General features: G+C 60.4%; 19 protein-coding genes and 1 pseudogene. 8 read left to right on the forward strand and 12 right to left on the reverse strand.

Annotated elements, in window-relative coordinates; translation table 11 throughout:
* From EFB14_RS25175 to EFB14_RS25195, 5 genes are all read right to left on the reverse strand, one after another.
* Positions 1–1,128, reverse strand: coding sequence for an ABC transporter permease (locus EFB14_RS25175; protein WP_126829324.1), 1,128 nt, complete (start codon positions 1,126–1,128; stop codon positions 1–3).
* On the reverse strand, positions 1,125–2,882 hold the full coding sequence (locus tag EFB14_RS25180) for an ATP-binding cassette domain-containing protein (protein ID WP_126829325.1): 1,758 nt from the start codon (positions 2,880–2,882) through the stop codon (positions 1,125–1,127). Before EFB14_RS25180 ends, EFB14_RS25175 begins: the two co-directional genes overlap by 4 nt.
* Positions 2,879–3,892, reverse strand: coding sequence for a secretion protein HlyD (hlyD, locus tag EFB14_RS25185; protein WP_126829326.1), 1,014 nt, complete (start codon positions 3,890–3,892; stop codon positions 2,879–2,881). Before hlyD ends, EFB14_RS25180 begins: the two co-directional genes overlap by 4 nt.
* Positions 3,889–4,593: a CerR family C-terminal domain-containing protein gene (locus EFB14_RS25190; RefSeq protein WP_126829327.1), complete on the reverse strand. Its 705-nt coding sequence runs from the start codon at positions 4,591–4,593 to the stop codon at positions 3,889–3,891. Before EFB14_RS25190 ends, hlyD begins: the two co-directional genes overlap by 4 nt.
* A 128-nt stretch (positions 4,594–4,721) precedes the next feature.
* Complete coding sequence (locus EFB14_RS25195; RefSeq protein WP_126829328.1) at positions 4,722–6,812, reverse strand: phospholipase D-like domain-containing protein; 2,091 nt, start codon at positions 6,810–6,812, stop codon at positions 4,722–4,724.
* A gap of 483 nt (positions 6,813–7,295) precedes the next feature.
* Between EFB14_RS25195 and EFB14_RS33025 the strand changes: the two genes are divergently transcribed.
* Together EFB14_RS33025 and EFB14_RS25200 are read left to right on the forward strand one after the other, a co-directional pair.
* Positions 7,296–7,448 carry a hypothetical protein gene (locus EFB14_RS33025; protein ID WP_008535956.1) on the forward strand — a complete coding sequence of 51 codons (153 nt, stop codon included), beginning with the start codon at positions 7,296–7,298 and terminating at the stop codon, positions 7,446–7,448.
* Positions 7,449–7,710: 262 nt separating this feature from the next.
* Positions 7,711–8,022 carry a hypothetical protein gene (locus EFB14_RS25200; RefSeq protein WP_210302933.1) on the forward strand — a complete coding sequence of 104 codons (312 nt, stop codon included), beginning with the start codon at positions 7,711–7,713 and terminating at the stop codon, positions 8,020–8,022.
* 98 nt (positions 8,023–8,120) lie between these two features.
* Here the strand turns inward: EFB14_RS25200 and EFB14_RS25205 are convergent, their stop codons facing one another.
* Positions 8,121–9,137 (reverse strand): NAD-dependent epimerase, encoded by a 1,017-nt coding sequence (locus tag EFB14_RS25205; protein WP_126829330.1) that lies wholly within the window; start codon positions 9,135–9,137, stop codon positions 8,121–8,123.
* Positions 9,138–9,395: 258 nt separating this feature from the next.
* On the opposite strand from EFB14_RS25205, the gene EFB14_RS25210 reads away from it, so the two are divergent.
* On the forward strand, positions 9,396–10,352 hold the full coding sequence (locus EFB14_RS25210) for an endonuclease/exonuclease/phosphatase family protein (protein ID WP_126829331.1): 957 nt from the start codon (positions 9,396–9,398) through the stop codon (positions 10,350–10,352).
* Between the two features lie 10 nt (positions 10,353–10,362).
* Here the strand turns inward: EFB14_RS25210 and EFB14_RS25215 are convergent, their stop codons facing one another.
* From EFB14_RS25215 to EFB14_RS33260, 3 genes and pseudogenes are all read right to left on the reverse strand, one after another.
* Positions 10,363–10,668: a hypothetical protein gene (locus EFB14_RS25215; RefSeq protein WP_126829332.1), complete on the reverse strand. Its 306-nt coding sequence runs from the start codon at positions 10,666–10,668 to the stop codon at positions 10,363–10,365.
* A 137-nt stretch (positions 10,669–10,805) separates the two neighbouring features.
* The gene (locus tag EFB14_RS33255; RefSeq protein ID WP_183604912.1) at positions 10,806–12,233 is read right to left on the reverse strand and encodes a mannose-1-phosphate guanylyltransferase/mannose-6-phosphate isomerase; all 1,428 of its coding nucleotides are present in this window, start codon (positions 12,231–12,233) and stop codon (positions 10,806–10,808) included.
* Positions 12,234–12,281: 48 nt separating this feature from the next.
* A pseudogene (locus EFB14_RS33260) lies at positions 12,282–13,694 on the reverse strand (phosphomannomutase); the annotation flags it as partial.
* Positions 13,695–13,928: 234 nt separating this feature from the next.
* On the opposite strand from EFB14_RS33260, the gene ung reads away from it, so the two are divergent.
* The 3 genes from ung (at position 13,929) to EFB14_RS25235 (ending at position 16,312) form a co-directional block, all read left to right on the forward strand.
* Positions 13,929–14,630, forward strand: a complete 702-nt coding sequence (ung, locus tag EFB14_RS25225) for a uracil-DNA glycosylase (RefSeq protein ID WP_126829334.1) — start codon at positions 13,929–13,931, stop codon at positions 14,628–14,630.
* Between the two features lie 135 nt (positions 14,631–14,765).
* Complete coding sequence (locus EFB14_RS25230) at positions 14,766–15,698, forward strand: VOC family protein (protein WP_126829335.1); 933 nt, start codon at positions 14,766–14,768, stop codon at positions 15,696–15,698.
* An 11-nt stretch (positions 15,699–15,709) separates the two neighbouring features.
* On the forward strand, positions 15,710–16,312 hold the full coding sequence (locus EFB14_RS25235) for an alpha/beta hydrolase (protein WP_126829336.1): 603 nt from the start codon (positions 15,710–15,712) through the stop codon (positions 16,310–16,312).
* Positions 16,313–16,408: 96 nt separating this feature from the next.
* Here the strand turns inward: EFB14_RS25235 and EFB14_RS25240 are convergent, their stop codons facing one another.
* Positions 16,409–16,588: a KTSC domain-containing protein gene (locus EFB14_RS25240; RefSeq protein ID WP_210276160.1), complete on the reverse strand. Its 180-nt coding sequence runs from the start codon at positions 16,586–16,588 to the stop codon at positions 16,409–16,411.
* A gap of 699 nt (positions 16,589–17,287) precedes the next feature.
* Here EFB14_RS25240 and EFB14_RS25250 point away from each other — a divergent pair.
* Positions 17,288–18,079, forward strand: coding sequence for a metallophosphoesterase (locus tag EFB14_RS25250; RefSeq protein ID WP_126829337.1), 792 nt, complete (start codon positions 17,288–17,290; stop codon positions 18,077–18,079).
* A 168-nt stretch (positions 18,080–18,247) separates the two neighbouring features.
* Here EFB14_RS25250 and EFB14_RS25255 read toward each other — a convergent pair whose 3' ends face one another.
* Both EFB14_RS25255 and EFB14_RS25260 read right to left on the reverse strand, forming a co-directional pair.
* Positions 18,248–19,576, reverse strand: a complete 1,329-nt coding sequence (locus EFB14_RS25255) for a UDP-glucose dehydrogenase family protein (RefSeq protein WP_125845290.1) — start codon at positions 19,574–19,576, stop codon at positions 18,248–18,250.
* Between the two features lie 271 nt (positions 19,577–19,847).
* A complete protein-coding gene (locus EFB14_RS25260; RefSeq protein ID WP_126829338.1) occupies positions 19,848–20,447 on the reverse strand; it encodes a transglutaminase-like cysteine peptidase in 600 nt (199 codons plus the stop codon).
* Positions 20,448–20,757: 310 nt separating this feature from the next.
* Here EFB14_RS25260 and EFB14_RS25265 point away from each other — a divergent pair, with 310 nt between their 5' ends.
* Positions 20,758–22,167, forward strand: a complete 1,410-nt coding sequence (locus EFB14_RS25265; RefSeq protein WP_126829339.1) for an O-antigen ligase family protein — start codon at positions 20,758–20,760, stop codon at positions 22,165–22,167.
* Positions 22,168–22,264 lie beyond the last annotated feature (97 nt).

Genomic DNA, 22,264 nt, shown 5'->3' on the forward strand with positions numbered 1-22,264 from the left:
TCAGCCGATCCTTTTTCTGGTACTGCGGGCGGCAAGCACGAACATGATGGCGCCGATCGTCAGCATGACGGAGATGGCCCGTCCGAACATCGGCCAGATGTCGCCGGCGAGGAACACCGTCTGCAGGCTGGGGATCAGATAACGCGCCGGCACGATGAAGGTGATCCACTGGATGACGGTGGGCATGGAATTGATCTCGAAAAGAAAGCCCGACAGCAGGAAGGCCGGCAGGAAGGCAGAGATCAGCGCCAGTTGCGAGGCGAGAAACTGGTTCTTCGTTGCCGTGGAGATCAGCAGACCCTGGCCGAGCGCCGGGATCAGGAAGGCGGCCGACAAGGCGTAAAGGGCCGCGACGGAGCCGCGGAACGGCACGCCGAAGAGAAAGACCGCAAGCAGCACGCAAAGCGTCATCGAGGTGAGGCCGAGCAGGAAATAGGGCAGGATCTTGCCGGCAAGCAGTTCGACCGCCGTCACCGGCGTCGCCATCATCGCTTCCATGGTGCCGCGCTCCCACTCCCGGGCGACGACGAGTGAGGTCAGGAGCGTGCCGACCAGGGTCATGACGATGGCGATCGAGCCGGGCACGAGGAAATTGCGGCTGGTGAGCTCCGGATTGAACCAGAAGCGCTGCTCGACCGAGATGGCCGGGCTATGGGAGGCGACATCAGCCTGCCTCTGCTGCTCCCAGTTGGCAACGGCGCCTTGGGCATAGTTCTGCACGAAATTCGCCGTGTTCGGGTCGGAGCCGTCGACGATCACCTGGAGAGAGGGACTGTTGCCGGCGGTGTAGCGGGTGGTGAAATCGGCGGAAATGACGACGATGCCGCGCACCCTGCCGAGCACGAGATCTTCCTCGAACAGGCGCCGGTCGCGGCCGATCACCACGTCGAAATAACGCGAGGCCTGGAAACTGGCCGCGAGGTCCTGCGTCAGCGGCGTCATCTCCTCGGTCACAAGGCCGATGCGGGTGCGGGTGGTATCGAGCGAAACGCCGTAGCCGAAGAGAAAGAGCAGGATCAGCGGCAGCACGAAGGCAATGAGGATGCTGCTCGGATCGCGGATCGCCTGAAAGCTTTCCTTGCGCACCAGGGCTGAAAGACGCCGCAATCGGTTGGAGGAGGCGCTCATGCGGCATTCTCCGCTTCCGATTTCTGGACGAGCGCGATGAAGGCATCCTCCATCGTCGGGTCCGGCTGCTCTTTGGTCGCGACCCGGGCTTTCAACTCATCGGGAGAGCCCAGCGCGATCGAGCGGCCGCGATAGATCAGCGAGATGCGGTCGCAATATTCCGCCTCGTCCATGAAGTGGGTGGTGACGAGCACGGTGACGCCTTTTTCCACAAGCGCGTTGATATGCGTCCAGAATTCGCGGCGGGTGATCGGATCGACGCCTGATGTCGGCTCGTCCAGGAAGAGGGCGCGCGGCTCGTGCATGACAGCGCAGGCAAGCGCCAGTCGCTGCTTGAGGCCGAGCGGCAGATCCTTGGCGGGCTTGCGGGCGTGGTGGCCGAAATCGAAAATGCCGGCCATCAGTTCGATGCGCTCGCGCTTGCGCTGCCCACGAAGTCCATAGACCCCGGCGAAGAATTCGAGGTTCTGCATGACTGTGAGATCGCCGTAGAGCGAGAATTTCTGTGCCATGTAGCCGAGCTGGTTGCGGGCTTCGGCGGCATCGCGGCGCAGGTCGAAACCGGCGACGCGGCCTTCGCCGCCGGTCGGCTTCAACAGGCCGCAGAGCATCTTGAAGGTGGTGGACTTGCCGGCGCCGTTCGGGCCGAGCAGGCCGAAGATCTCGCCTCGGCGGATATCGAAGCTGATGTCGTCGGCGGCGGTGAAATCGCCGAAGCGCTTGGTCAGGCCCTTCGCCTCGATCACCGGCCGGTCGCCCTCGGCCTTCAGAGGCGCCTGCGCCTCGGCAAGCCTGGAGCGGCCGCCGGGGCCGCCGCCCAGCATGTCGACGAAGGCGTCCTCGAAGCGGGGTGGGGCAGGGGCAAGTGCGGCGCCGTCACCGGCCTTGGCAATATCAGGCTTCTTGTCCCTGGCTGCGACGAGGCGGATCGCCTCGCCCTGGATCACGCCGTCGATGACGCCATCGGCCGCAAGGAGTTCGGCAAGCACCTGGCGGCGGCGACCGGTGACGCCGGATACCCTGAAGACGCGGTCGTTGACGCGCTCTGTCATCTCCTCCGGTTTTCCCGAGAAGAGCAGCTTTCCCTGGTTGAGCAGGAGAACGTGGTCGCAGGCTTCCGCTTCGTCCAGATAGGCGGTCGACCAGAGCACGCCGATGCCTTCCCTGGTCAGGTTCTCGACCATCTTCCAGAGATCGCGGCGCGAGATCGGATCGACGCCGACGCCCGGCTCGTCGAGCAGCAGCAGGCGCGGCTTTTTCAGAAGCGCACAGGCAAGGCCGAGCTTCTGCTTCATGCCGCCGGAAAGTTTGCCGGCCAGGCGCCCGGTGAAGCGTTTAAGGTCGGTGAAGGTGAGCAGTTCGTCGAAGGCGCTTGCGCGTTCACTCTTTGGCAGACCGCGCAGATCGGCATAAAGATCGAGGTTTTCCTGCACCGAGAGGTCCTCATAGAGGCCGAAGCGCTGCGGCATGTAGCCGATCGCCGCTTGGATGCCGGCGGCATTCTTCCTGGTATCGAAGCCCAGAACCTCCACCGTTCCGGTGTCAGGTAGCATCAGGCCGGTCATCAGGCGGATCAGCGTCGTCTTGCCGGCGCCGTCAGGGCCGACGAGGCCGGTGATCGCGCCACCGCCGATCGTGCCCGAGACGGCGTCAAGTGCTGCGGGTGCATCGCCGAAGCGTTTGGTCACGCCGTCGATCCGGACGAGCGGCCTGTCGTCCCAACCTGTTTGCGGGGTGGTTTCGGCGGTGTTCATCGTCCGTCTGCCGTCGGCGCGGAGAGACGCACGGTGACCGGCATGCCCTGGCGCAGGTCGGGGCCGGGTCTGTCGATGACGATCCGGAGGCGATAGACGAGGTCGGTCCTGAGTTCCGGCGTCTCCACCGATTTCGGGGTGAATTCGGCAACCGGCGAGATGAAGCCGATCGTGCCTTCATAGGGCTTGTCGGGCGCCGTATCGGAGACGACGAAAACCTTCATGCCGGGATGGATGCGGCCGAGGTCTGGCTCGGCGACATAGCTGCGCACCCAGACGGGCTCGGTCAGGGACAGCACGAAGACGGTGTCGGCCGGTGAGACGATCGCGCCGTTTTCCCGCACACGCGAGAGGATGACGCCGTCGTTCGGCGCGCGCAGCTCGGTGTCGGCGAGCGAGGTGCGGGCCGAGGCGAGCGTCGCTTCGGCTGCCTTCACCTGCGCATCGGCGGCTGCGATATCCTCGACGCGCGAACCCTCCTCAAGCAGTTTCAGCGCCTCGTTGGCGGATTGGGAGCGCGCGGCGGCCATCGCCTTTGCGGCGGTCGCCTGATCGAGGCTCGCCTCGGATATCGTGCCCTGCGGGCGAAGCTGGCGGGCGCGGTCATAGGCGAGGTTGGCATTCTGGAGATCGGCGAGGCTTTCGTCGTAGGCGGCGCGCGCCTGGGCGATCTCGGTCGGGCGCGGGCCGGCCTTCAGCTTGTCGAGCGTCGCCCGAAGGGCCGCCGCATTGGCCTCTCCGGAGCGGACGGCGAATTCATAGGGTGCGGCGTCGAGCTTGGCCAGGACCGTGCCGCTCTTGACCACATCGCCCTCGTCGACGCGGAGTTCGGAGAGGCGGCCGCTGACGCGAAAGCCGAGCGAGACCTGACGGATATCGACATTGCCGTAAAGGACGAATTCGCGGCGGGCCTCCGGCAGCCAGCCGAGCTTTTCGGGCAGGCCGTACCACCAGGCGGCGGCACCTGCCGCAGCGAGGAGAAGGACGGCGAGGGGAAGGATGCGTTTCATGCCGCACCGCCTTTCGACGGGCCGATGACGTCGACCAGTTCGGCGGCAAGGCCGCGCAATATTTCCAGCTGTTTCGGGCCGAAGGTGTCCCATTCCATCTGGGCGAGAACGGTTGCACGGGCGAAGCGGAAGACGAGAATGCTGCCGATAAGGTTGAAGGCGCGCAGGCGCACATGCTCCGAAGCGGGATCTTCGCCGAGGATGGCGCCGATTAGCCGCCGGCCCATCTCGATCATCGGCCGCATGATGCCCTGATAGACCCGCTGGAAGGCCTCGGTCGGTTCCATCTGCTCGCGGATCAGGAAGCGCGCCCAGGATTCGGATTCCTTGGCGACGAAAAGCGTCACCATGGTCTGCAGGATTTCGGTGAGGAAGAGGCGCGCCTGCTTCTCATCGAGCGGTTCGCCGGCCCTGTCGAGCGCCATGAGATGTGTGCCGATGCGCATCCTCATGCCGCTGATATGCGTGTCAACCTGCAGCATCAGATATTCGGCGGCGGCGATGTAGAGGCCTTCCTTGCTGCCGAAATAATAAGGGATCGCCTGAAGGTTGACGCCGGCGGCTTCGGTCAGTTGGCGTGTCGAGGCGCCGTCGAAGCCGTAGCGTCCGAAGACGTCGAGGGCGGCGCTCAACATCTTCTGCCGCGCGGCTTCGGCGCGGGCGGAGGCTGGTGGTGTCTGGTTGTCACGTTCCTGGATCATGACAGCTTTATAACATCAATCGCAAAATCAGTCAATCGATTGATATATTCTGCTGCGAGAGCAACGGCGAACGAAAAGAGGGCATCCGTTGGCCGGATGCCCTCCTTTCAATCGGCCGATGCCGCAGCTCAGATGCCGAGGAAATAGTTCCGGCTCGACGGGCCTTGGGCGGGCGCAAACCACCGGCCCTGCCAGCTGGGCTTGGTGTTGAGGAAGCCCCCACCCGAATCTGCCTTCGGCGGCAGGCCTGTCTTAATCAGCGACTGACGCAGCTCCTCCTGCAGCTTGGCGCGCAGGACATAGTGGTCGTAGACGTCGAGAATATGGATCGCATAGGCAACAGCGAGCGACTGGTTGCCGCGAACGATCAACAGGTTCTCGTCGTTCTGGTAGGATGCCTTGTAACCGAGATTGTGGCTGCCGGTGATGACGGTGCAATTGTCGGGGTGGAGCGGATCGATGACGATGATCTTGTCATGGATGATCGCATGGCCGGCGCTCAGTAATTCGGGACGGAGATCGCCAAACTGGGTGTTGATTGCCGCCGCCCGCACCATGACGATGCGGCCGGCATCGCCGCCCGGCCACCAGATCGCCCGCTCGGGCAGGTCCCTGGTCGTGCCGTCGGGCCGCGTATAGGTGGTAAGTTCATCGGGCTTTGCCGGCGGCAGGGCTGCCGGATTGCTGATCGCGCCCTGGATAAGCAGATCCGGCCGCTTGGCGGCGGCCTCCGCGGCCTGGCCGATGACGTTCTGTTCGCCGCGCACCCCGGGATAGAAGGTGAGAAACAGGATGGCGCTGTCGGCATGTTCCATCAGTGAATAGACGCGGCTCAAATCGACAGGTGTCGGCGAGGTCTTGTTCTTGGTCGGCGCCTTGGTATTGGGCGAAAACAGGATTTCGACGGTCGTTTTTCCATCCTCGAGCGTCACCGGACCGGTCGGCTCGGCGTTGGCCTGGCGTAGCACTGCGCCCTGCACGCCCTTGCTCGGTGCAAAGCCCTCGGCGGTCTCGCCGTGGTTGGAGACGATCAAAGGGACGCCCACCGGCTGCGGGTCGTCGCGCAACAGCTTCCAATAGGCGAGGAAGCGGGCGGCAACCTTCTTGTCGTCGATCAGGATGACGTTGTTCGACTGGGTGCAAAGGCCGGTTTCCGTCCAGTTGGTGCTGCCGGTCATCACGGTGCGGGCGACGCCGCCCTCGACATAGACGGCGAATTTATTGTGGCCGATATGGCTGTTGTTGTTGAAGAGGCGGTCCTGCACGCGCTCTGCCGAGGGTGCTGCGGCATGAAGGCCGACGCGGGCGTCGTGATTGCCGGTGTCCCAGACAACAGGTTTCCTCGGCGACGGGTCGCCGTCCTTGTTGAGATCGGTCGAGCCTGAGGTGGAGAGGATCACATGCGCCTTGCCTGTTTTGACGAGCGCCGTCAGCCGCTCGATCAATTCGGGGTCGTGCAATTCGTAGAGCGCGAGATAAAGCTCGCCGTTGCCCTTCTCGGCGCGATCGATCAGCATCGTCAGGAAGCTCAGCACATCGGCGGTCAGGAACAGGCGAATCGGATCGTTCTTTTCGGGAATGTGCGCCTTCAGCGTTTTCAGCAGGCCTTCGGTCATGCGCGTCGCCGGACCGGGCGTGACATTCTTCGGCTTTGCGCCCTGGACCTTTTCCAGCTGGCGCACCAGGTTCTGCGTCGAGAGGATGCCGTTGGTATAGGTCGCCTTGATGGCACCACCGCTCGGGAAATCATGGGTGACGTCGATGCTCTCGGTCTTGAAGGGGTTGTCCAGGATGAAAAGCGGCCGCTGTGCCCCCTCGTAACGCGGCTTGCCGTTTTCGTCGCGATAAGGGGCGGTGTCGGAGGCGGGAACCTGCGCGCGGCCTGGGCCTGCGAGGCCGACCGGCGTGATTTCGTAGTGGATACTGAAATCGATCGGCCGGACTTTCGCTTCGTCACGGAAGCGGCGCAGCGTCAGGTCGCGCCACTGATATTGCTGGATCGGCCAGACCGAGCTGTCCTGCTCCAGCCAGTCGGGATTCGACTGGTCCGTAAAGGCGATCCAGGTCGGAAGAATGCGCCGGGCGCCGACTTCCGGTCCGGTTTCGTGCACGCGGGTAATCATGAAGCCGAGACAATCGGCAATCGGGCCGTCAGCCGTCCAGGCGAGGTAGGCGACCTCGCCATTGCACCATGCGCCTGCCTTGGTAATCCTTCCCATGCACGCCTCCCATTTGTTGATGCCTGATCATGATTGCGTGCGCCGTGAGGCTTTCATGCGCGGTCATGCCGTCGTTGCGGGCGGCAATTGCCTTGCGGGCATGCTGGCCTCGACCAAACTCTATCGTCGGTTGCGCGTCTCTCAATACATATAGGCGGACGATACTAAAGTAACGTGACATCGGTCACCGCCAGTGCGTGATTTCACGCGGCTTGGCGGAGATCGGCCGCCCGGCGGCTTGATGGAGATGGAAAACAAGGCAAAGAGGCCTGTGGGGACGGACCTCTCAGGGTTCTTAAGGTGGGGAGATGCACCAAGCCTTGGGGTCGGCTGTTAACAGGTAGCGAGGCATTATCGCTAATTTTGACGACGCTCATATGTCCGGCGGCGATCACCGCGAGGCAGAAAACCTCGCCATCTTTTCTCGTTTTACGGTCATTTTTTGACACAAAACTGCCTTGCTCTTTTTTTATCGCAAGGGAGATGCGTATCCAAATCTATATCATTGCGTTCCTGCTGAGCGCTATTATGTGGTCGATCTCCTTCGATGCGGCCCGAGAATCCTATCATGCCGCGCAAAGCGCGGGATTGATGCCGAACCTGCACATCAACAAGAAGCTGGATCGCATTCTCTAGAGTGCGGTGCGGCATCCAGGCATCATCAAACGTCGCCGATCGTGCGCTCCGAGCCGCCGATCCGGCGAGGATCTTCGTATTTCCCGAACGTCCTCCGGACAGAAAGTCAAATTTCGTAAAATTTGACCGATCTGCTTAAAAGCCCTGCAAATACTGACGTGTAGAGTGTTCTCATGAAAGCGACCGAAGCGTGGACAGACGCATCGATCGCCTGGAGCCGGGCAAACCGAAAGCCCGCCGATCCGAGAACGGGGACTTCGACATGCAGAAAACTCTTGCCGCCATCGCCTTGGGCCTGACCATCACCGCGGCTGCCGGTCCGGCCTTCGCCATCGGCCCTGCGAGCCTTGGGCGGGACCTGATGTACACCTCCGCCATCGGCCATTCGCCCGAGGTTCCCTTGGCGACGAGCGCCGGGTTCGTTCGCCCAGGCGTTCCCTTCGTGCTGCGCAGCCCGACTGCGGTCGAGGGTGAGGGCGAGATCAATGCCTATTCGAAGAGCCTGACCGTTGCGATCGACTACCTGTTTTCGAAAGCGGTCGGCGCAGTACAGGCGGTCGCGTTTCTCCGCTAAAGCGCATCGCGATCTTTCAGCTTCGCTTGCCAGACTTTAGGTCTTTGGTCTTCCGCATGTCGTGATCACAAACCGCTGCGCAGTTTTGTCGGCCTATTCTAGGCGTCCAGTTCGCCGCGCACGTCCAGATACCACTCGACGAAGGCCTTGACGCCGACATCCAACGTCGTATCCGGCTTGTATCCCGTCAGTGCGACAAGCAGATCGGGGGCCGCGAAGGTGCGTGGCACGTCACCCTTCTGCATCGCCAGCATCTTGCGGATGGCAGGACGGCCGAGCGCCTTTTCCACCGTTTCGACGAAATCCATCAGGCTGACCGGCTGGCCGCCGCCTATATTGACGATGCGGAAGGGCGCCTGGCGCGACAGCGTTTCGACAGCCACGTTATCGAGACGATTTTCCTCGCTCGGGGCGATGGCCGACAGCCGGACGATCGCTTCGACGAGATCGTCGATATAGGTGAAGTCACGGCTCATATTGCCTTCGCCGTAGATCTCGATCGGCTGGCCTTCGAGCATGTTCTTGGTGAATTTGAACAGCGCCATGTCAGGCCGGCCCCAGGGACCGTAAACGGTGAAGAAGCGAAAGGCCGTGGTCGGAATCTTGTGGAGATGGGAATAGCTGTGCGCCATCAGCTCCATCGACTTCTTCGTCGCGGCATAGATGGTCAGCGGCTCGTCGGCGCGGTCGGTCTCGTGAAAGGGGACGGTCGCATTGGCGCCGTAGATCGAGGATGTCGAGGCGAGCATCAGGTGGCGGATTTCGACGCGCCGCGCGATTTCCATGATGTTCCACGAGCCTTCGACGTTCGAATGAAGATAGGCTTCGGGATTTTCCAGGCTGTAGCGCACGCCGGCCTGTGCGGCGAGGTGGATCAGGACGTCGGGCTTGGCCGCGATCACAGCCTTTTCCAGCGCCGGCCGGTCCTCGAGCATAGCGATGACAGGTTTGAAGGCCGGAAACTGGGAGAGTGCTGCATGGCGCATCTCCTTGAGTTTGACGTTGTAGTAGGGAGTGAGGCCGTCAAAGCCCGTCACCTCATGCCCTTCCTGCAGCAGGCGCCTGGCCAGATGAAAACCGATGAAGCCGGCGGTCCCTGTAATGAAGTAGCGCATTCCCACCTTTTCTCGGCTGCTGCCGACGGCAAAGAGCCGATTCAGTATCACGTGCCCCCACTTACAAGATAAGAAGAGGCCGAGTCGATAGGCCTTTGAAAGAGAAGGCCCGCAGCGCAGGAACTGCCGCCACCCGCCCGTCCGGCGCCGCTTTCCCCGATGACGGCAAGGTCCACGCTTGCGGACATTATGCTGCATTGCACCATGGCGGCTTGCATGTTATGGCCGGCCAGTCGTCTGCAAGCGGAACCGGGATCGATGAGAAACATAATTTATTGGATTCTCTCGGCCTTTCTGACCCTTGCCATTGCGATCGTGTCGCTGCGCTATGTCACGAACTTCTGGCTGCTGTCCTTCGTCTACAGCTTCCAGATCCATCTCGGCGTACTGTTCGTCGCGGTCAGCCTCGTCATTCTCGCCGTCAGAAGGCATGTCTACGGCTTTATCCTGCTGCTTGCCTCAGTTTTTCTCATCGCTCACGGGGTCGTCATGCTGCGTGAGTTTTCGGAAGACGACAGAGTGGCGGACGCGGCGCCGATCTTTCGTCTGATGTCGTTCAACGTCGCGATCGACAACTGGAAAAACTCGACTGCCATCACCGACATGGTACTCGCTTCGAATGCCGATGTCGTCAATCTGCTCGAAGCCAAGCCGCTGACGTTCCATCTGCAGCAATTGTTCAAGGTCTATCCCTACCATATCGGCTGTGACCACGGCAAAGATAGCTGCGATACGCTGCTGCTGTCCAAACGCCCGTTCGTGACCCGGCAGGTCGCCAGCATCGGTAGCCTGCGGAAAGACAGGCTGGTCATATCAAGCGTCGATTTCGGCGGGCAAACCGTCAATCTGGTGTCGGCGCATCTGTCCAAACCCTATTTCGACGATTACCAGATGGGCGAATTGGAAGATCTCGGCAAGGCGCTTCGTTCGATCTCCGGTCCTATGGTGCTGGCGGGCGATTTCAATTCGTCGGCGATTGCCCCGAGCATTCAGGGCTTCCTGCGTGAACAGAAGCTGAAGACGATCGCACCCGAGCCAGCCACATGGCCGAGCGGCGCAGGTGCGCTCGGCATCGCCATCGACCACATATTTGCGCGCGCACCGCTCCGCCCGACATCGCTGAAACGCTTTGAAGACAGTCTCGGCTCGAACCATTCAGGGCTGATCGCCGAATTTGCTCTCGACGGCGGCGATCAATCGTCAGCGGCAAGATAATCCGGGCAAATCAGAATCTGGTCCGGCCGCCTTTCCGGTCGATCATCTGAAACTTCTTGCCGTCGGTTTTCACGCTGATGCAGTCGGTCGACTTGTTGGGAAACAGGACGCAGACCTGGCCATTGCTGATCTTATAGCCATTCTTGTTACCCTCGCGATATTCGTAGCCGTTCTTGCCCTCTTTGAGCTCCGCCGTGCCCGGCAGGTGGCTGCGAATTTCCGCCTCGCTTGCGGCGCGCATGCTCGCCGTTTCGGCAAACGCCATTGCCGGCAGCATGAGTGAAAGAAATCCGGCGAGGGCGGGCAGGGTACGCATCAGGGGACATCTCCTGTCAGGTCTGTCGGAGCGTTCATTCTATGAGAAACCCGATAGGGAATTCAACAGGGATGGGGGTGGTCATGCCGGAGAGGCGGCGGACTGTCTGAGCCCGCCGACCGTTCCGGCCGCCTGCTTCAGGTTCTTCCGAACTCGTCGACGATGCGGATGATGTCGTCTTCGCCGAGATAGGAGCCCGTCTGCACCTCGATAAGCTCGAGGAGAATCTTGCCGGGATTGGCGAGGCGATGGACTTCGCCGAGCGGGATATAGACGCTTTCGTTCTCGCGCAGCATCCGCACGCTGTCGCCAACCGTCACCTCGGCCGTTCCCTTGACGACGACCCAGTGCTCGGAGCGATGATGGTGTTTCTGCAGCGAGAGCTTCTTGCCCGGCGTGACGAAAATGCGCTTCACCTGGAAGCGGTCGCCGTTGAAGATTGAGGTATAACCGCCCCAGGGGCGATAGGATGTCGGATGGGTTTCGGTGAATTTCGCGGTGGCGGAAGAAGAGGCCAGCATCTTGACCAATTGCCCGACATTCTGGCTGTCTTTCAGCGGCCCGACATAGACGGCGTCCTCGCTGGCGATGACGGCGACATCATCCATGCCCTGAACGGCAAGATGCACGCCATGCGTCATGACCAGCGAATTGCGAGTATTGACGACGGTGGTGTTTGCAGCGGCGACATTGCCGCTGTCGTCGCGTGCGCCTGATTTCCAGACAGCATCCCAGCTTCCCATGTCGGACCATTTGAAGGGCGAGGGGACGACGGCGGCCTTGGAGGTCTTTTCCATGATCGCATAGTCGATCGAGATATCGGGGCTCTTGGCGAAATGGTCGGCGTCGAGGCGCGTGAAATCGAGGTCGCGGCTTGCCTTCGAAACAGCCTTGCTTGCCGCCTTGAGAACGTCGGGCGCATATTCCTGCAGTTCGGCGATGAGTTCCGTCACCGGGAACATGAAGATGCCCGAGTTCCAGTAGAAGCCGCCGGTGGCAAGCATCTGCTCGGCTTTTTCAAGCGCCGGCTTTTCGACGAAGCGCTTGACCTTGTGAGCGCCGTTTTTGAGCGCATCGCCGATCTCGATATAGCCGTAACCCGTTGCAGGCTCGGTCGGGTTGATGCCGAAGGTGACGAGCTTGCCGTCGGCTGCAGCATCGCGGGCGGTGCGGATGCAATCGAAATAGGTCTCATCGGCCAGGATCTCGTGATCCGAAGCGAGCATCTGGATGATGGTGCCCTTGCCGAAAAGCTCGGCGGCAAGCGTTGCGGCAGCGGCCACCGCCGCCGCGGTGTTGCGGGCGACCGGTTCGAGCAGCACAGCGGCGAGCGGGATGGCGAGCGCGCGGGCCTGCTCGGCCACCAGGAAGCGGAATTCCTCATTGGTGACGACGATCGGGGCTTCATAGATCTCCGGATTGGAAACGCGTTCGAGGGTTGCCTGAAACAGCGTCTTGTCGCCGACGAACTGGATGAACTGTTTCGGTGCGGTGGCCCGGGAAAGCGGCCAGAGCCGAGTGCCTTTGCCGCCGGCCATGATCACGGGAACGATTTTCTGCGTCATAGGCGGGTTCCTTGAAAAAAGCGTGTTCGTCGCATGTTTGGCGGGCTCCGCCCAGTCTCTGATACGGGTCAGCCCGGCGGTCAGCAGATTGAGGGCAGCGGTCTCGCTCCCGGCTTCCACGTAGCAGCGCATCTCGGGCGCATTGCCGGACGGGCGGAAATGGATGATCCTGCCGTCCTTCAGCGTCACGCGAAGTCCGTCGATGTCGGACTTCGCAGCCACTTCGCCGATCGGCTGCAGGAAGGCAGAAAGATTGTCGTCCCCAGCGCGCAGATACAGCATCAGCGCCGCACTCGTCTCCACCGGAAAATTCTCCAGGCGGTCGGCGGCGGCAAAGGGCAGGTGATAGGAGGCTGCAAGGGCAGAAAGCGGCTGCCTGCGGATGGCGGCGAGCGACAGAATCGCCAGCACGGGCACAAAACAATCACGCGTCGGCAAGGCGCGCACGTTCTGGCCGTTGATATCGAAGGCCGTTGCGGTCAGCAGCCCGCCATTGGCCTCGAAGCCCATGACGAGGCCCTGGCCGGCCGCGACAGCCTCTTCCATGCCAGCGATGACGAAGGGCGAGCCGACGCGGGTGCGCCTGACGGCGAAGGAGCCTGCTGCCTCGATGCCCGAATTGGAGGTGACGGGCGTCACGACCGTGCCGGCGCCGAGGAAATTGGCGGCTACGAGGCCAAGAAGGTCGCCACGCAGCGGCATGCCGGTTTCGTCTGCCACCAGCGGGCGGTCGCCGTCGCCATCGGTGGAGACGATCGCATCGAACGTGTGATCAGACGTCCAACGCTTCATCAGCGTGATCGTTTCTTCGGAAACGGCTTCGGTGTCGACGGGAATGAAGCTCTCCGAGCGACCGAGAGCGGTGATCTCGGCGCCGTAATGGGCGAGAACGTCCACCAGCAGGTCGCGGGCGACGGTGCTGTGCTGATAAACGCCGATCTTCAGGCCGGAAAGCGCGCCTTGCGGAAGCAGTGCGGCATTGCGTTCGAAAAAGAGTTGCCGGCAGGCGGCCTCGTGGTCTTCCGTGTCGGCACGCGCTTGTATCACCGTTTCGCCGCTTCGCTCGATCTCGGCGGCCAAGGCGGTGATCGCTGCCTCGTCCGCCTTGTCGATCTCGCCATCCGGGCGATAGAATTTGATGCCGTTGCGGTCCGCCGGAATGTGCGAGCCCGTGATCATCAGGCAGGCGGCGTTTCGTTCAAGGCCATAAAGCGCAAGTGCCGGTGTCGGGACATTGCCGCAATCGAATATCCGGAAGCCGAGTTCTGCGAGCGCATCGGCGCAGTTTCCCGAGATTTCAGGGCTCGAATCACGAAAATCGCGGCCGATCAGAATGGCATCTCCGGCTTTGGCCCTGCCGGTTCCAAGCAGATATCTGCCGAACGCCGTGGCATAAAGGGCGGAAACATGCCCCTTGAGATCCACTGAAAGTCCGCGAAGGCCACTCGTGCCGAATTTCATTTGAAGAGATGCTCCGATTTTACGATCAAGTTCTACTCAGGCCGCCCGCCGGCGTAAATACCGAAGCCATCATATAGTTAAACTGGAGCGATGCCCCGGACAGTTTTCTGCAATCTTCGCCTGCCGAGTTCGTAAGGCATGGCGCCTTCGCCGAGCCGACGGGCATTGCGGTGCGAAGCGATTTTGCTAGAACCGTGTGACCGTTGTTTCGTCATATGCGAGAAGGGTTTGCCGATGAGCGATACATCCGTCAGTCTCGAAGAGAGCTGGAAGGCCGCGCTGGCGGGGGAATTTTCAAGCCCCTACATGCAGCAGCTCAAATCCTTTCTTGTCGAGCAGAAGCAGGTCGGCAAGCGGATTTTCCCGAAGGGGAGCGAATATTTCCGCGCCCTTGATCTGACGCCGGTTACCCAGGTCAAGGCCGTCATTCTCGGCCAGGATCCTTATCACGGTCTTGGGCAAGCCCATGGGCTATGCTTCAGCGTCCGGCCGGGCGTGCGCATACCGCCCTCGCTCGTCAATATCTATAAGGAGATGGAGACGGATCTCGGCATCGCGCCGGCGCGTCATGGTTTTCTCGAACATTGGGCAAGGCAGGGTGTGCTGCTCTTGAACAGCGTCCTGACCGTCGAGGAGGGCCAGGCGGCGGCCCATCAGGGGAAGGGCTGGGAACGCTTCACCGATGCCGTCATCCGCAAGGTCAACGACGAATGCGAGTCCGTCGTCTTCATGCTCTGGGGATCCTATGCCCAGCGCAAGGCGGCCTTCGTCGACACCGCGCGGCATCTGGTTCTCAAGGCGCCGCATCCCTCGCCGCTTTCGGCTCATAACGGCTTTTTCGGCTGCAAGCATTTTTCGAAGGCGAATGCCTTCCTGCAGTCACGTGGGCGCGAGCCGATCGACTGGCAATTGCCGGCCGATCCTCATGGCGGCTAATGTGAACGCGGAATGATCTTCGTTCACTAAAAGGAGACAATGCGTTTTGGTCTCCGGGGCTATTCCCAAGAGCTGCGAGCGCGCATTTATGATCCATCGAAAGCCCGCAAGCGGCGGGCATGAAAGGGGTCTCACATGCTCAGTCAGATCAAGGGGCTGCACCACGTCACGTCGATGGCGGAGGACGCCCGCACCAACAATCAGTTCTTCACCAATGCGCTCGGCCTGCGTCGCGTCAAGAAGACGGTCAATTTCGATGCGCCTGATGTCTATCACCTCTATTATGGTGACGAGACCGGCGCGCCCGGCACGATCATGACCTATTTCCCGTTCCCGAAGATGGCGCAGGGCCGTCCTGGTACCGGCGAGGTCGGCACGACGGTATTTTCCGTTCCGCAGGGCTCACTCGGCTTCTGGAGCGATCGCTTCGCCACGCTCGGCGTCGGTGGCCTGAAGACCGAGGAAAGCTTTGGCGAAAAGCGCTTGAACTTCTCCGGCCCGGATGGCGACGGTTTCGCACTCGTCGAGGTCAAGGATGATGCCCGCCTGCCCTGGACGCATGGCGGCATCAGCGAGGACCATGCCATTCGCGGCTTCCACTCCGTCGCCATGCGGCTGAGAGACGAGGGCGCCACGGCCGAACTCCTGAAGTTCATGGGTTACGAGATCGCCGAGGAAAGGGACGGCGTCAAGCGGCTGATCAGACCTGACGGCAATGGTGCGCATCTCATCGATCTCGAGACCATGCCGAACATTACCCGCGCGCTTCCCGGCGCCGGCTCAGTCCACCATGTCGCCTTCGCCGTCGAAAACCGCGAAAAGCAGCTCGAGGTGCGCAAGGCGCTGATGGACACTGGCTACCAGGTCACGCCGGTCATCGACCGCGATTATTTCTGGGCGATCTATTTCCGCACGCCGGGCGGCGTACTGTTCGAGGTCGCGACCAACGAGCCCGGCTTCGACCGCGACGAGGATACCGCCCATCTCGGTGAAGCCCTGAAGCTGCCGCAGCAGCATACCCACCTTCGCGCCCTGCTCGAGCAGCATCTGCAGCCGCTTGAAGGTTGAGGAGAAACGACATGACAGAGACTGGATACGTGCACCGGCTGCATGCCGGTGCACCTGGCAAACCGATACTGCTTGTGCTGCACGGCACCGGCGGCGATGAAAACCAGTTCTTCGACTTCGGCCGGCGCCTGCTGCCCGACGCGACGATCCTCTCGCCGCGCGGCGACGTTTCCGAATATGGGGCCGCGCGATTCTTCCGCCGCACCGGGGAGGGGGTTTACGATATGCCTGACCTTTCACGCGCGACGGAGAAGATGGCAGCTTATGTCAAGGCATTCGCTGGGGAATACCGGGCTTCCGAGATTTTCGGCCTCGGCTTTTCGAACGGTGCGAACATCCTCGCCAATGTGCTGATCGAAAAGGGCATCTTCGACGCTGCGGTGCTAATGCATCCGCTCATTCCGTTTCAACCCGAGGCCCAGTCGACGCTTGTGGGACGAAGGGTGCTGATAACGGCCGGGCAGCGGGATCCGATTGCACCCGTTCCGATGACCGAGGCATTGTCGGAACATTTGAAAAAGCGAGGAGCCGAGGTCAAGACGGTCTGGCACCCCGGCGGCCACGATATTGCGCCGCTCGAGATCAACGCGATTCGCGATTTCTTCGGTGAATAGCTAAGCTGATCTGCGGGACCGGCAAATGCCGATCCCGCATCCTTGCTGAAATGATGCCCCACAGTATGCGCCGAAGGCGCTCTTGCGCGGCATGCTTTAGGGGCGGGGAGGATATTTGCCCCTGATTGCCTTCATGTAAAAAACCCCTGGTGATTCCGCCATCGTCAAGCCGACGACAACCCCCTTGGGAACGCCTTCATATTCTCGTCTCTGACCGTTCGTCAGGTAGACCCGCAGATGCCGGCTGTCTTCGTCGTAGGCGAAGGCCTCGATCATTTTCGAATCAACCGCAGTTTCCACTTTGCACCCCGCAATTTTGGATCTGAGATTTCAGCTCGCGAACCTCGTTCACGATCGCAACGCACCATCATTATGCGGTGCCGCAGGAGCGTCAAGCATCATATTCTTAAACGTTCATTTTTTTGTGATCGCTATCGTTATAGTTGATTTTTACAGCTTTCTCGAAAGTTCAATCTGTGGAAATCCGACATAGGCGGATCTCCCGCCAGTAGCCGACATGGCCGTGGATCAATCGAACACTGCAATATGCCGGTGGTTTAACGCCGGATTAACCGCCCTATATCAAAATATAGCGTCATATTAACCGTGGCGCCCTCGAAAGTATGAATAAATACAAAATGCCGAATCTCGCGGCAGTAACTTTACTATCGCCGTTGAGTTGTCTGGGGGAGCCTGACCATGTGGCTCGGAAAACCAGTCCGGCTGCAGAATTTCGCAGATACTCGAACGAATCAACGCAGCTTCCGCCAATGTCATCACCGCCACGAGCCAGGCGAGCTGAGTGCGGCAGATGACGAAGGTCTATGTCGGCCGAGATAAGGCAGTCGGTTCGGGTTATAACTTCGATGAAGCTGCGACGAGGTCAATTTCCGGTGAGGGCCTTGCCTTCTGCCTTTTCAATGACAAACAAGAGATGGATCGTTCCGACAACCGGCATTCGGTCGGTTCTCATAAATGGATTACATGTTCAACTATCTAGGGCCATTGCGACAACAGATACCGATGCTGGCAGGCAACCGTAGCAGGCGCGCGCGACTGACCTTTGCCGAAGGTGACTTTGCTGCGGTTTACGCGATGAGCGATATTCATGGATGTTATAACGAACTCGTCGAGGCGCATCGCCGCATTGAGGAGGATGGTGCGCGCATCCCCGGGCCGAAACTCATCCTCATGCTCGGCGACTATGTCGATCGCGGGCCGGATTCGAGCGCGGTGCTGGAATTCCTGTGCAAGGCCCCGCCAGCGGGATTCCAGCGTTTCGCCCTTTGCGGCAATCACGATGCGGAGCTGGTGAAGCTCTATCGCAAGCCGGCGCGCATTCTCGAATGGCTCGGTTTTGCCGGGCCGGAGACGCTAAACTCCTACGGCATCGACATCGAGCATCTGCTGCAGTCGGCGGCTGGAAACGAAATGATCACGCGCGTCATTCGCAACATGATACCCGAGCGGCATATTCAACTCCTGGAATCGTTGCCGATCATGCTGCGGATGGGGAGGGTAGTCTTTGTCCATGCGGGCGTCAGGCCAGGCATCGATCTCAACAAACAGAAAGACAACGATCTCATGTGGATTCGCCAGCCCTTTCTGGACGAAGGACCGCAGCTTCCCGTCCTCGTGATTCACGGGCACACACCCGCTCGCACCCCGACATTCGGTCCGCAACGCATCGGTATCGACACGGCAGTTTCGGCGACGGGCCGCCTGACCGTGCTGACGATCAAGGGGACGCGGGTCGGGATCCTTTAGAGCATGTCGCGCAAAACTGTGCAGCGATTCTGCGATCACGACATGCGGGAAACCAAAGGTCTGAAGTGCGACAAGCGAATCTGAAAGGTCGCTTCAGGGCGCACCCAAAATAAAACGCCGCGGATTTATCTCCGCGGCGTCTGGTGATCACAGGTTCACACGTCTATTTCAGGCGTGGGTGACGTCCTGATAGAGGTTGGTGCCGATGCCGGAATAGGCAAAGCCGTGTTTGCGGACCTCGTCGCTGCGGTAGATATTGCGCAGGTCGACCAGCACCGGAGCACGCATCGACTGCTTCAGGCGGTTGAAATCGAGCGCGCGGAACTGGTTCCATTCGGTGACGATGACAATTGCATCGGCGCCGGCGGCGGCTTCGTAAGGCCCGCTCGCATATTCGATGTTCTCGATCACCTTGCGGGCGTTTTCCATGCCTTCAGGATCATAGCCGACCACTTGTGCGCCGTTGTCCTGCAGGGTCTGGATGATGGCGATCGCCGGGCTGTCGCGCATGTCGTCGGTGTTCGGCTTGAAGGTCAATCCGAGGATGGCGATCTTCTTGCCGCGAATGTCTCCGCCGACAGCCGAAATGACCTTGCGTCCCATCGCCCGCTTGCGGTTGTCGTTGATCGAGATCGTCGTCTCGATCAGACGGACCGGCGCGTCGAAATCCTGCGCGGTCTTGGCAAGCGCAAGCGTATCCTTGGGGAAGCAAGAGCCGCCGTAACCCGGACCGGCATGCAGGAACTTCGAGCCGATGCGGCCGTCGAGGCCGATGCCGCGCGAAACGTCCTGGACATTTGCGTCGACGCGTTCGCAGAGGTCGGCGATCTCGTTGATGAAGGTGATCTTCATCGCGAGGAAAGCGTTGGCCGCATATTTGATCAGTTCGGAGGTGCGGCGGGTCGTGAAGACCAGCGGCGCCTGGTTGAGGTAAAGCGGGCGATAGACCTCGGTCATGGTTTCGCGCGCGCGGTCGTCATTCAGGCCGACGACGATGCGGTCAGGGCGCTTGAAGTCCTCGATCGCAGCGCCTTCACGCAGGAACTCCGGATTGGAGACCACGGCGACATCCGCCGAAGGATTGGTTTCGCGGATGATGCGCTCGACCTCGTCTCCCGTGCCGACCGGCACCGTCGACTTGGTGACAACAACGGTGAAGCCTTCCACATAGGTGGCAATCTCGCGGGCAGCCGCATAGACATAGGAGAGATCGGCGTGGCCGTCGCCGCGGCGGGACGGCGTGCCGACTGCGATGAATACAACATCGGCGCTGCGGACGCTTTCGCCGACATCCGTCGAAAAGGACAGCCGGCCGGTGCTGGTGTTTTCGGCGACCAATTGCTCCAGACCCGGTTCGTAGATCGGAATGCGGCCTTCGCGAAGGGCTTCGATCTTGCTCAGATCCTTGTCGACGCAGATGACGTCGTGGCCGAAATCCGCAAAGCAAACGCCTGAAACGAGGCCGACATAGCCTGATCCAATCATCGTGATGCGCATAATTCCCTCAAATCATTAGAGTAGAACGTCATGCTGCGTCGCAGCATGGGGTCCGTCATACTGAATCTGGGCGAAAAGACAATATCGAAGATCGCTTGATACCCATATCGGAAGTCGAACTTGGGGCGCCACAGTTCGCTGCGGGTCATCCCAGGTTGCAGCAAAAACCATAGGTTTGTGTGGGCGATATGACAAGTCGAGCCGTTCGTCAGAACCGGCTCGACTTCAATGTCAAAAACTGGTGGATGGGTTTAGCAGGCTGCGCCAGCCGCTACAGCCGGTACCAGACATAAGGGTCAGTTCCCGACTGAATCTTGTCCCAGCGCAGATCGGTGTCCCGCCAGTTCTTGATGCTGCTCAGCCTGTTGTCGAGCACGAGGTCGCCCTTGTCGGTCCTGACCACCAGGACCGCGTGCCCTTCGCCGGAGGGGGTATACGCCGTGGCGATCCGCAAGGCGCGCGACGACCAGCCCATCGCTATCAGCCGGCTGCGCTTGGTCAGCGCGAAATCTTCGCAGTCGCCGCTGCGGACATTCACCTTCCAGACATCGCCGTTCAGTTCGTTGCTGGGGTCGTTCCGGCCGATCATCGTGCGATTGACCGTGCTGTTCACATCCTTCAGCTGAAGCATCTGCTTGTCATCAAGCGCAACGACCGACAGGCCATTATTGTCGCGGCATTCGGCCGGGTTCTGCGCGCAGAACAGCACCTGGGCGAAGGGCGGAATGATCTTGTCTTTTTCAGAGATATAGCTGACCGCCGGACTGCCGGGCAGGCCGCGGGCAAGACCTGCGGGACCGGCGGCAAATGCCGAACAAGCATTACCCGCCGTAAAGGCCAGCGCCAGAAGTGTAACGAATGTCTTCTTCATCTCTTAAATCCCCGTTCAGGGCAACCGATTGAGATCAGGCTTGCCTTTTGTCCCAGTCAATGGCATGGCGATTTAGTGATCTGCCAAGTATTAGCTGCAGAACGTCTGTCCCGTTCTTGCTGCTTGAAGGAGCATAGCCGGGGCTTGTCTCGATTGGTTTAAACCTTTCGCGACAATTTTAAGCGATACGGAATTCTGTCACACGCTAGCATGCAACCGCTTGATATGCAACTTAGATTAGTATGAGTCGATGGATTGCCGCGGTTGCCTCAGGGGTTTGATCGCCGCCTGCTTTGGTAAACGGAATCTGATGTTGTCCAATCTCATCAACAGGCGGGTCTTGCGAGAGGTTCTTCTCGTTGCCTATATCGGCATGGTTATACTGACACTCATTCCGTTCGGCAGCGTCACGCCCTTTCCCTTCACCTTCGCCGCGATCGGAATGTTCGCCCTCGCCATCATTTCGGCATTGCTGTTCGGAGAGCCGAGGCAAAGCAGATGGGTTTTCAGCATCGCCCTGTTTCTGCTTGTCATACTGACGGGCTGGGCGTTCATCCAGGCGATCGAATTGCCATTCAATTGGCTGGCGCATCCCGCCTGGAATGCCGCTCACGACCTCGCAGACGTCCGATACGCTGCGATCTCGGTCGAGCCGGCCGACACGCTGGCGTCGATCCTCTTGATCGCCCTGCCTTTCGTCACCTTCCTGACCGGGCTTCTCTTATGCGACACCGATCAGCGCGCGAGAAAAGTGCTTTCCCGGCTCGGGCTTTCGGCGGGCGTCATCGCCGTGTTCGGCCTGCTGCAGTTTTCGATGTTTCCCAACATCCTGATCGTCGTGGAGAAACATGCCTATCTCGACAGCCTGACGGCGGTCTTCGTCAACCGCAACACGGCTGCGACCTTCCTCGGGCTTGGGACGCTGCTGATGCTAACTCAGGTCAGGGAGATCACGCGTTCTTATTCGAAATATCCGCCGGGCGAGCCGGGCCGGAACGTTCTTCTGCTGAAATCGTGGATCTATATCCTGCTCCTGTGCGCATGTTTCACCGCGCTGATGCTCAGCCGTTCGCGCGCCGGGATATTCGCAACCTTTGTCGGCGCTCTCATCTATTTCCCCTGGCTTGTCGTCAATTGGAACAGCTCGAGACGGTTTCTCACGCCGGGGCCGAGATGGCGCTCGATGCTGAAGTTCCTCGCGGGCGGTGTCTTCGTCGTCGTGTTGCTGGCGCTATTTGCGGGTCAGGCGATCTTGCGTGCGCAAGAGCGGCGGCTCGAAGACGATGATCGGTTCTGCATCCTGCCGGGCATATGGCGTGCCATTTTGGATCATTGGCTGACGGGAACCGGTCTCGGGACATTCCGGACGGTATTTTCCGCCTATCGCGATCCCGCATGCGGAATTTTCGGCATCTTCGATCGCGCACACAATTTCTATCTCGAAGGATTTCTGGGCTTGGGGATCATTTTTCCGCTTGCGGCGGTCCTCGTCTTCTCGGTCCTTGTCAAGGTGTTCTGGCGCGGCCTCACCGAAAGGCGGCGCCTGAGACATTATGTCCTTCTCGGCATTGCGGCGACGGTTTTGGTCGCTCTTCACGCGGCGGTCGACTTCTCCCTGCAAATACCGGGTTTCGCTATGTTTTTCTCGGCTTTTCTCAGTGCGGTCGTTGCGATTAGTCTGGGGCGCAGCCACCCCGAAACAGACCGGCAATATGTATGATTACTAGCTAATTAATGGCCTAAATGGATGGTTTTTATGAAGGTTTTTCGAAAATGGGAATTGTATTGATGCCGCGGTGTTGACTCTCAATCGCAAG

It is taken from the genome of Rhizobium fabae, assembly GCF_003985135.1.
In the GTDB taxonomy this organism is placed as follows: domain Bacteria; phylum Pseudomonadota; class Alphaproteobacteria; order Rhizobiales; family Rhizobiaceae; genus Rhizobium; species Rhizobium pisi.

Coding starts and splice junctions, on each gene's coding strand:
- ung (WP_126829334.1), top strand. CDS start 13,929: ATGAGCGATACATCCGTCAGTCTCGAAGAGAGCTGGAAGGCCGCGCTG.
- EFB14_RS25265 (WP_126829339.1), top strand. CDS start 20,758: ATGTTGTCCAATCTCATCAACAGGCGGGTCTTGCGAGAGGTTCTTCTC.
- EFB14_RS25260 (WP_126829338.1), bottom strand. CDS start 20,447: ATGAAGAAGACATTCGTTACACTTCTGGCGCTGGCCTTTACGGCGGGT.
- EFB14_RS25240 (WP_210276160.1), bottom strand. CDS start 16,588: ATGATCGAGGCCTTCGCCTACGACGAAGACAGCCGGCATCTGCGGGTC.
- hlyD (WP_126829326.1), bottom strand. CDS start 3,892: ATGAAACGCATCCTTCCCCTCGCCGTCCTTCTCCTCGCTGCGGCAGGT.
- EFB14_RS25205 (WP_126829330.1), bottom strand. CDS start 9,137: ATGCGCTACTTCATTACAGGGACCGCCGGCTTCATCGGTTTTCATCTG.
- EFB14_RS25210 (WP_126829331.1), top strand. CDS start 9,396: ATGAGAAACATAATTTATTGGATTCTCTCGGCCTTTCTGACCCTTGCC.
- EFB14_RS33025 (WP_008535956.1), top strand. CDS start 7,296: ATGCGTATCCAAATCTATATCATTGCGTTCCTGCTGAGCGCTATTATG.
- EFB14_RS25190 (WP_126829327.1), bottom strand. CDS start 4,593: ATGATCCAGGAACGTGACAACCAGACACCACCAGCCTCCGCCCGCGCC.
- EFB14_RS25235 (WP_126829336.1), top strand. CDS start 15,710: ATGACAGAGACTGGATACGTGCACCGGCTGCATGCCGGTGCACCTGGC.
- EFB14_RS25200 (WP_210302933.1), top strand. CDS start 7,711: ATGCAGAAAACTCTTGCCGCCATCGCCTTGGGCCTGACCATCACCGCG.
- EFB14_RS25180 (WP_126829325.1), bottom strand. CDS start 2,882: ATGAACACCGCCGAAACCACCCCGCAAACAGGTTGGGACGACAGGCCG.
- EFB14_RS25230 (WP_126829335.1), top strand. CDS start 14,766: ATGCTCAGTCAGATCAAGGGGCTGCACCACGTCACGTCGATGGCGGAG.
- EFB14_RS25195 (WP_126829328.1), bottom strand. CDS start 6,812: ATGGGAAGGATTACCAAGGCAGGCGCATGGTGCAATGGCGAGGTCGCC.
- EFB14_RS33255 (WP_183604912.1), bottom strand. CDS start 12,233: ATGACGCAGAAAATCGTTCCCGTGATCATGGCCGGCGGCAAAGGCACT.
- EFB14_RS25255 (WP_125845290.1), bottom strand. CDS start 19,576: ATGCGCATCACGATGATTGGATCAGGCTATGTCGGCCTCGTTTCAGGC.
- EFB14_RS25250 (WP_126829337.1), top strand. CDS start 17,288: ATGGATTACATGTTCAACTATCTAGGGCCATTGCGACAACAGATACCG.
- EFB14_RS25175 (WP_126829324.1), bottom strand. CDS start 1,128: ATGAGCGCCTCCTCCAACCGATTGCGGCGTCTTTCAGCCCTGGTGCGC.
- EFB14_RS25215 (WP_126829332.1), bottom strand. CDS start 10,668: ATGCGTACCCTGCCCGCCCTCGCCGGATTTCTTTCACTCATGCTGCCG.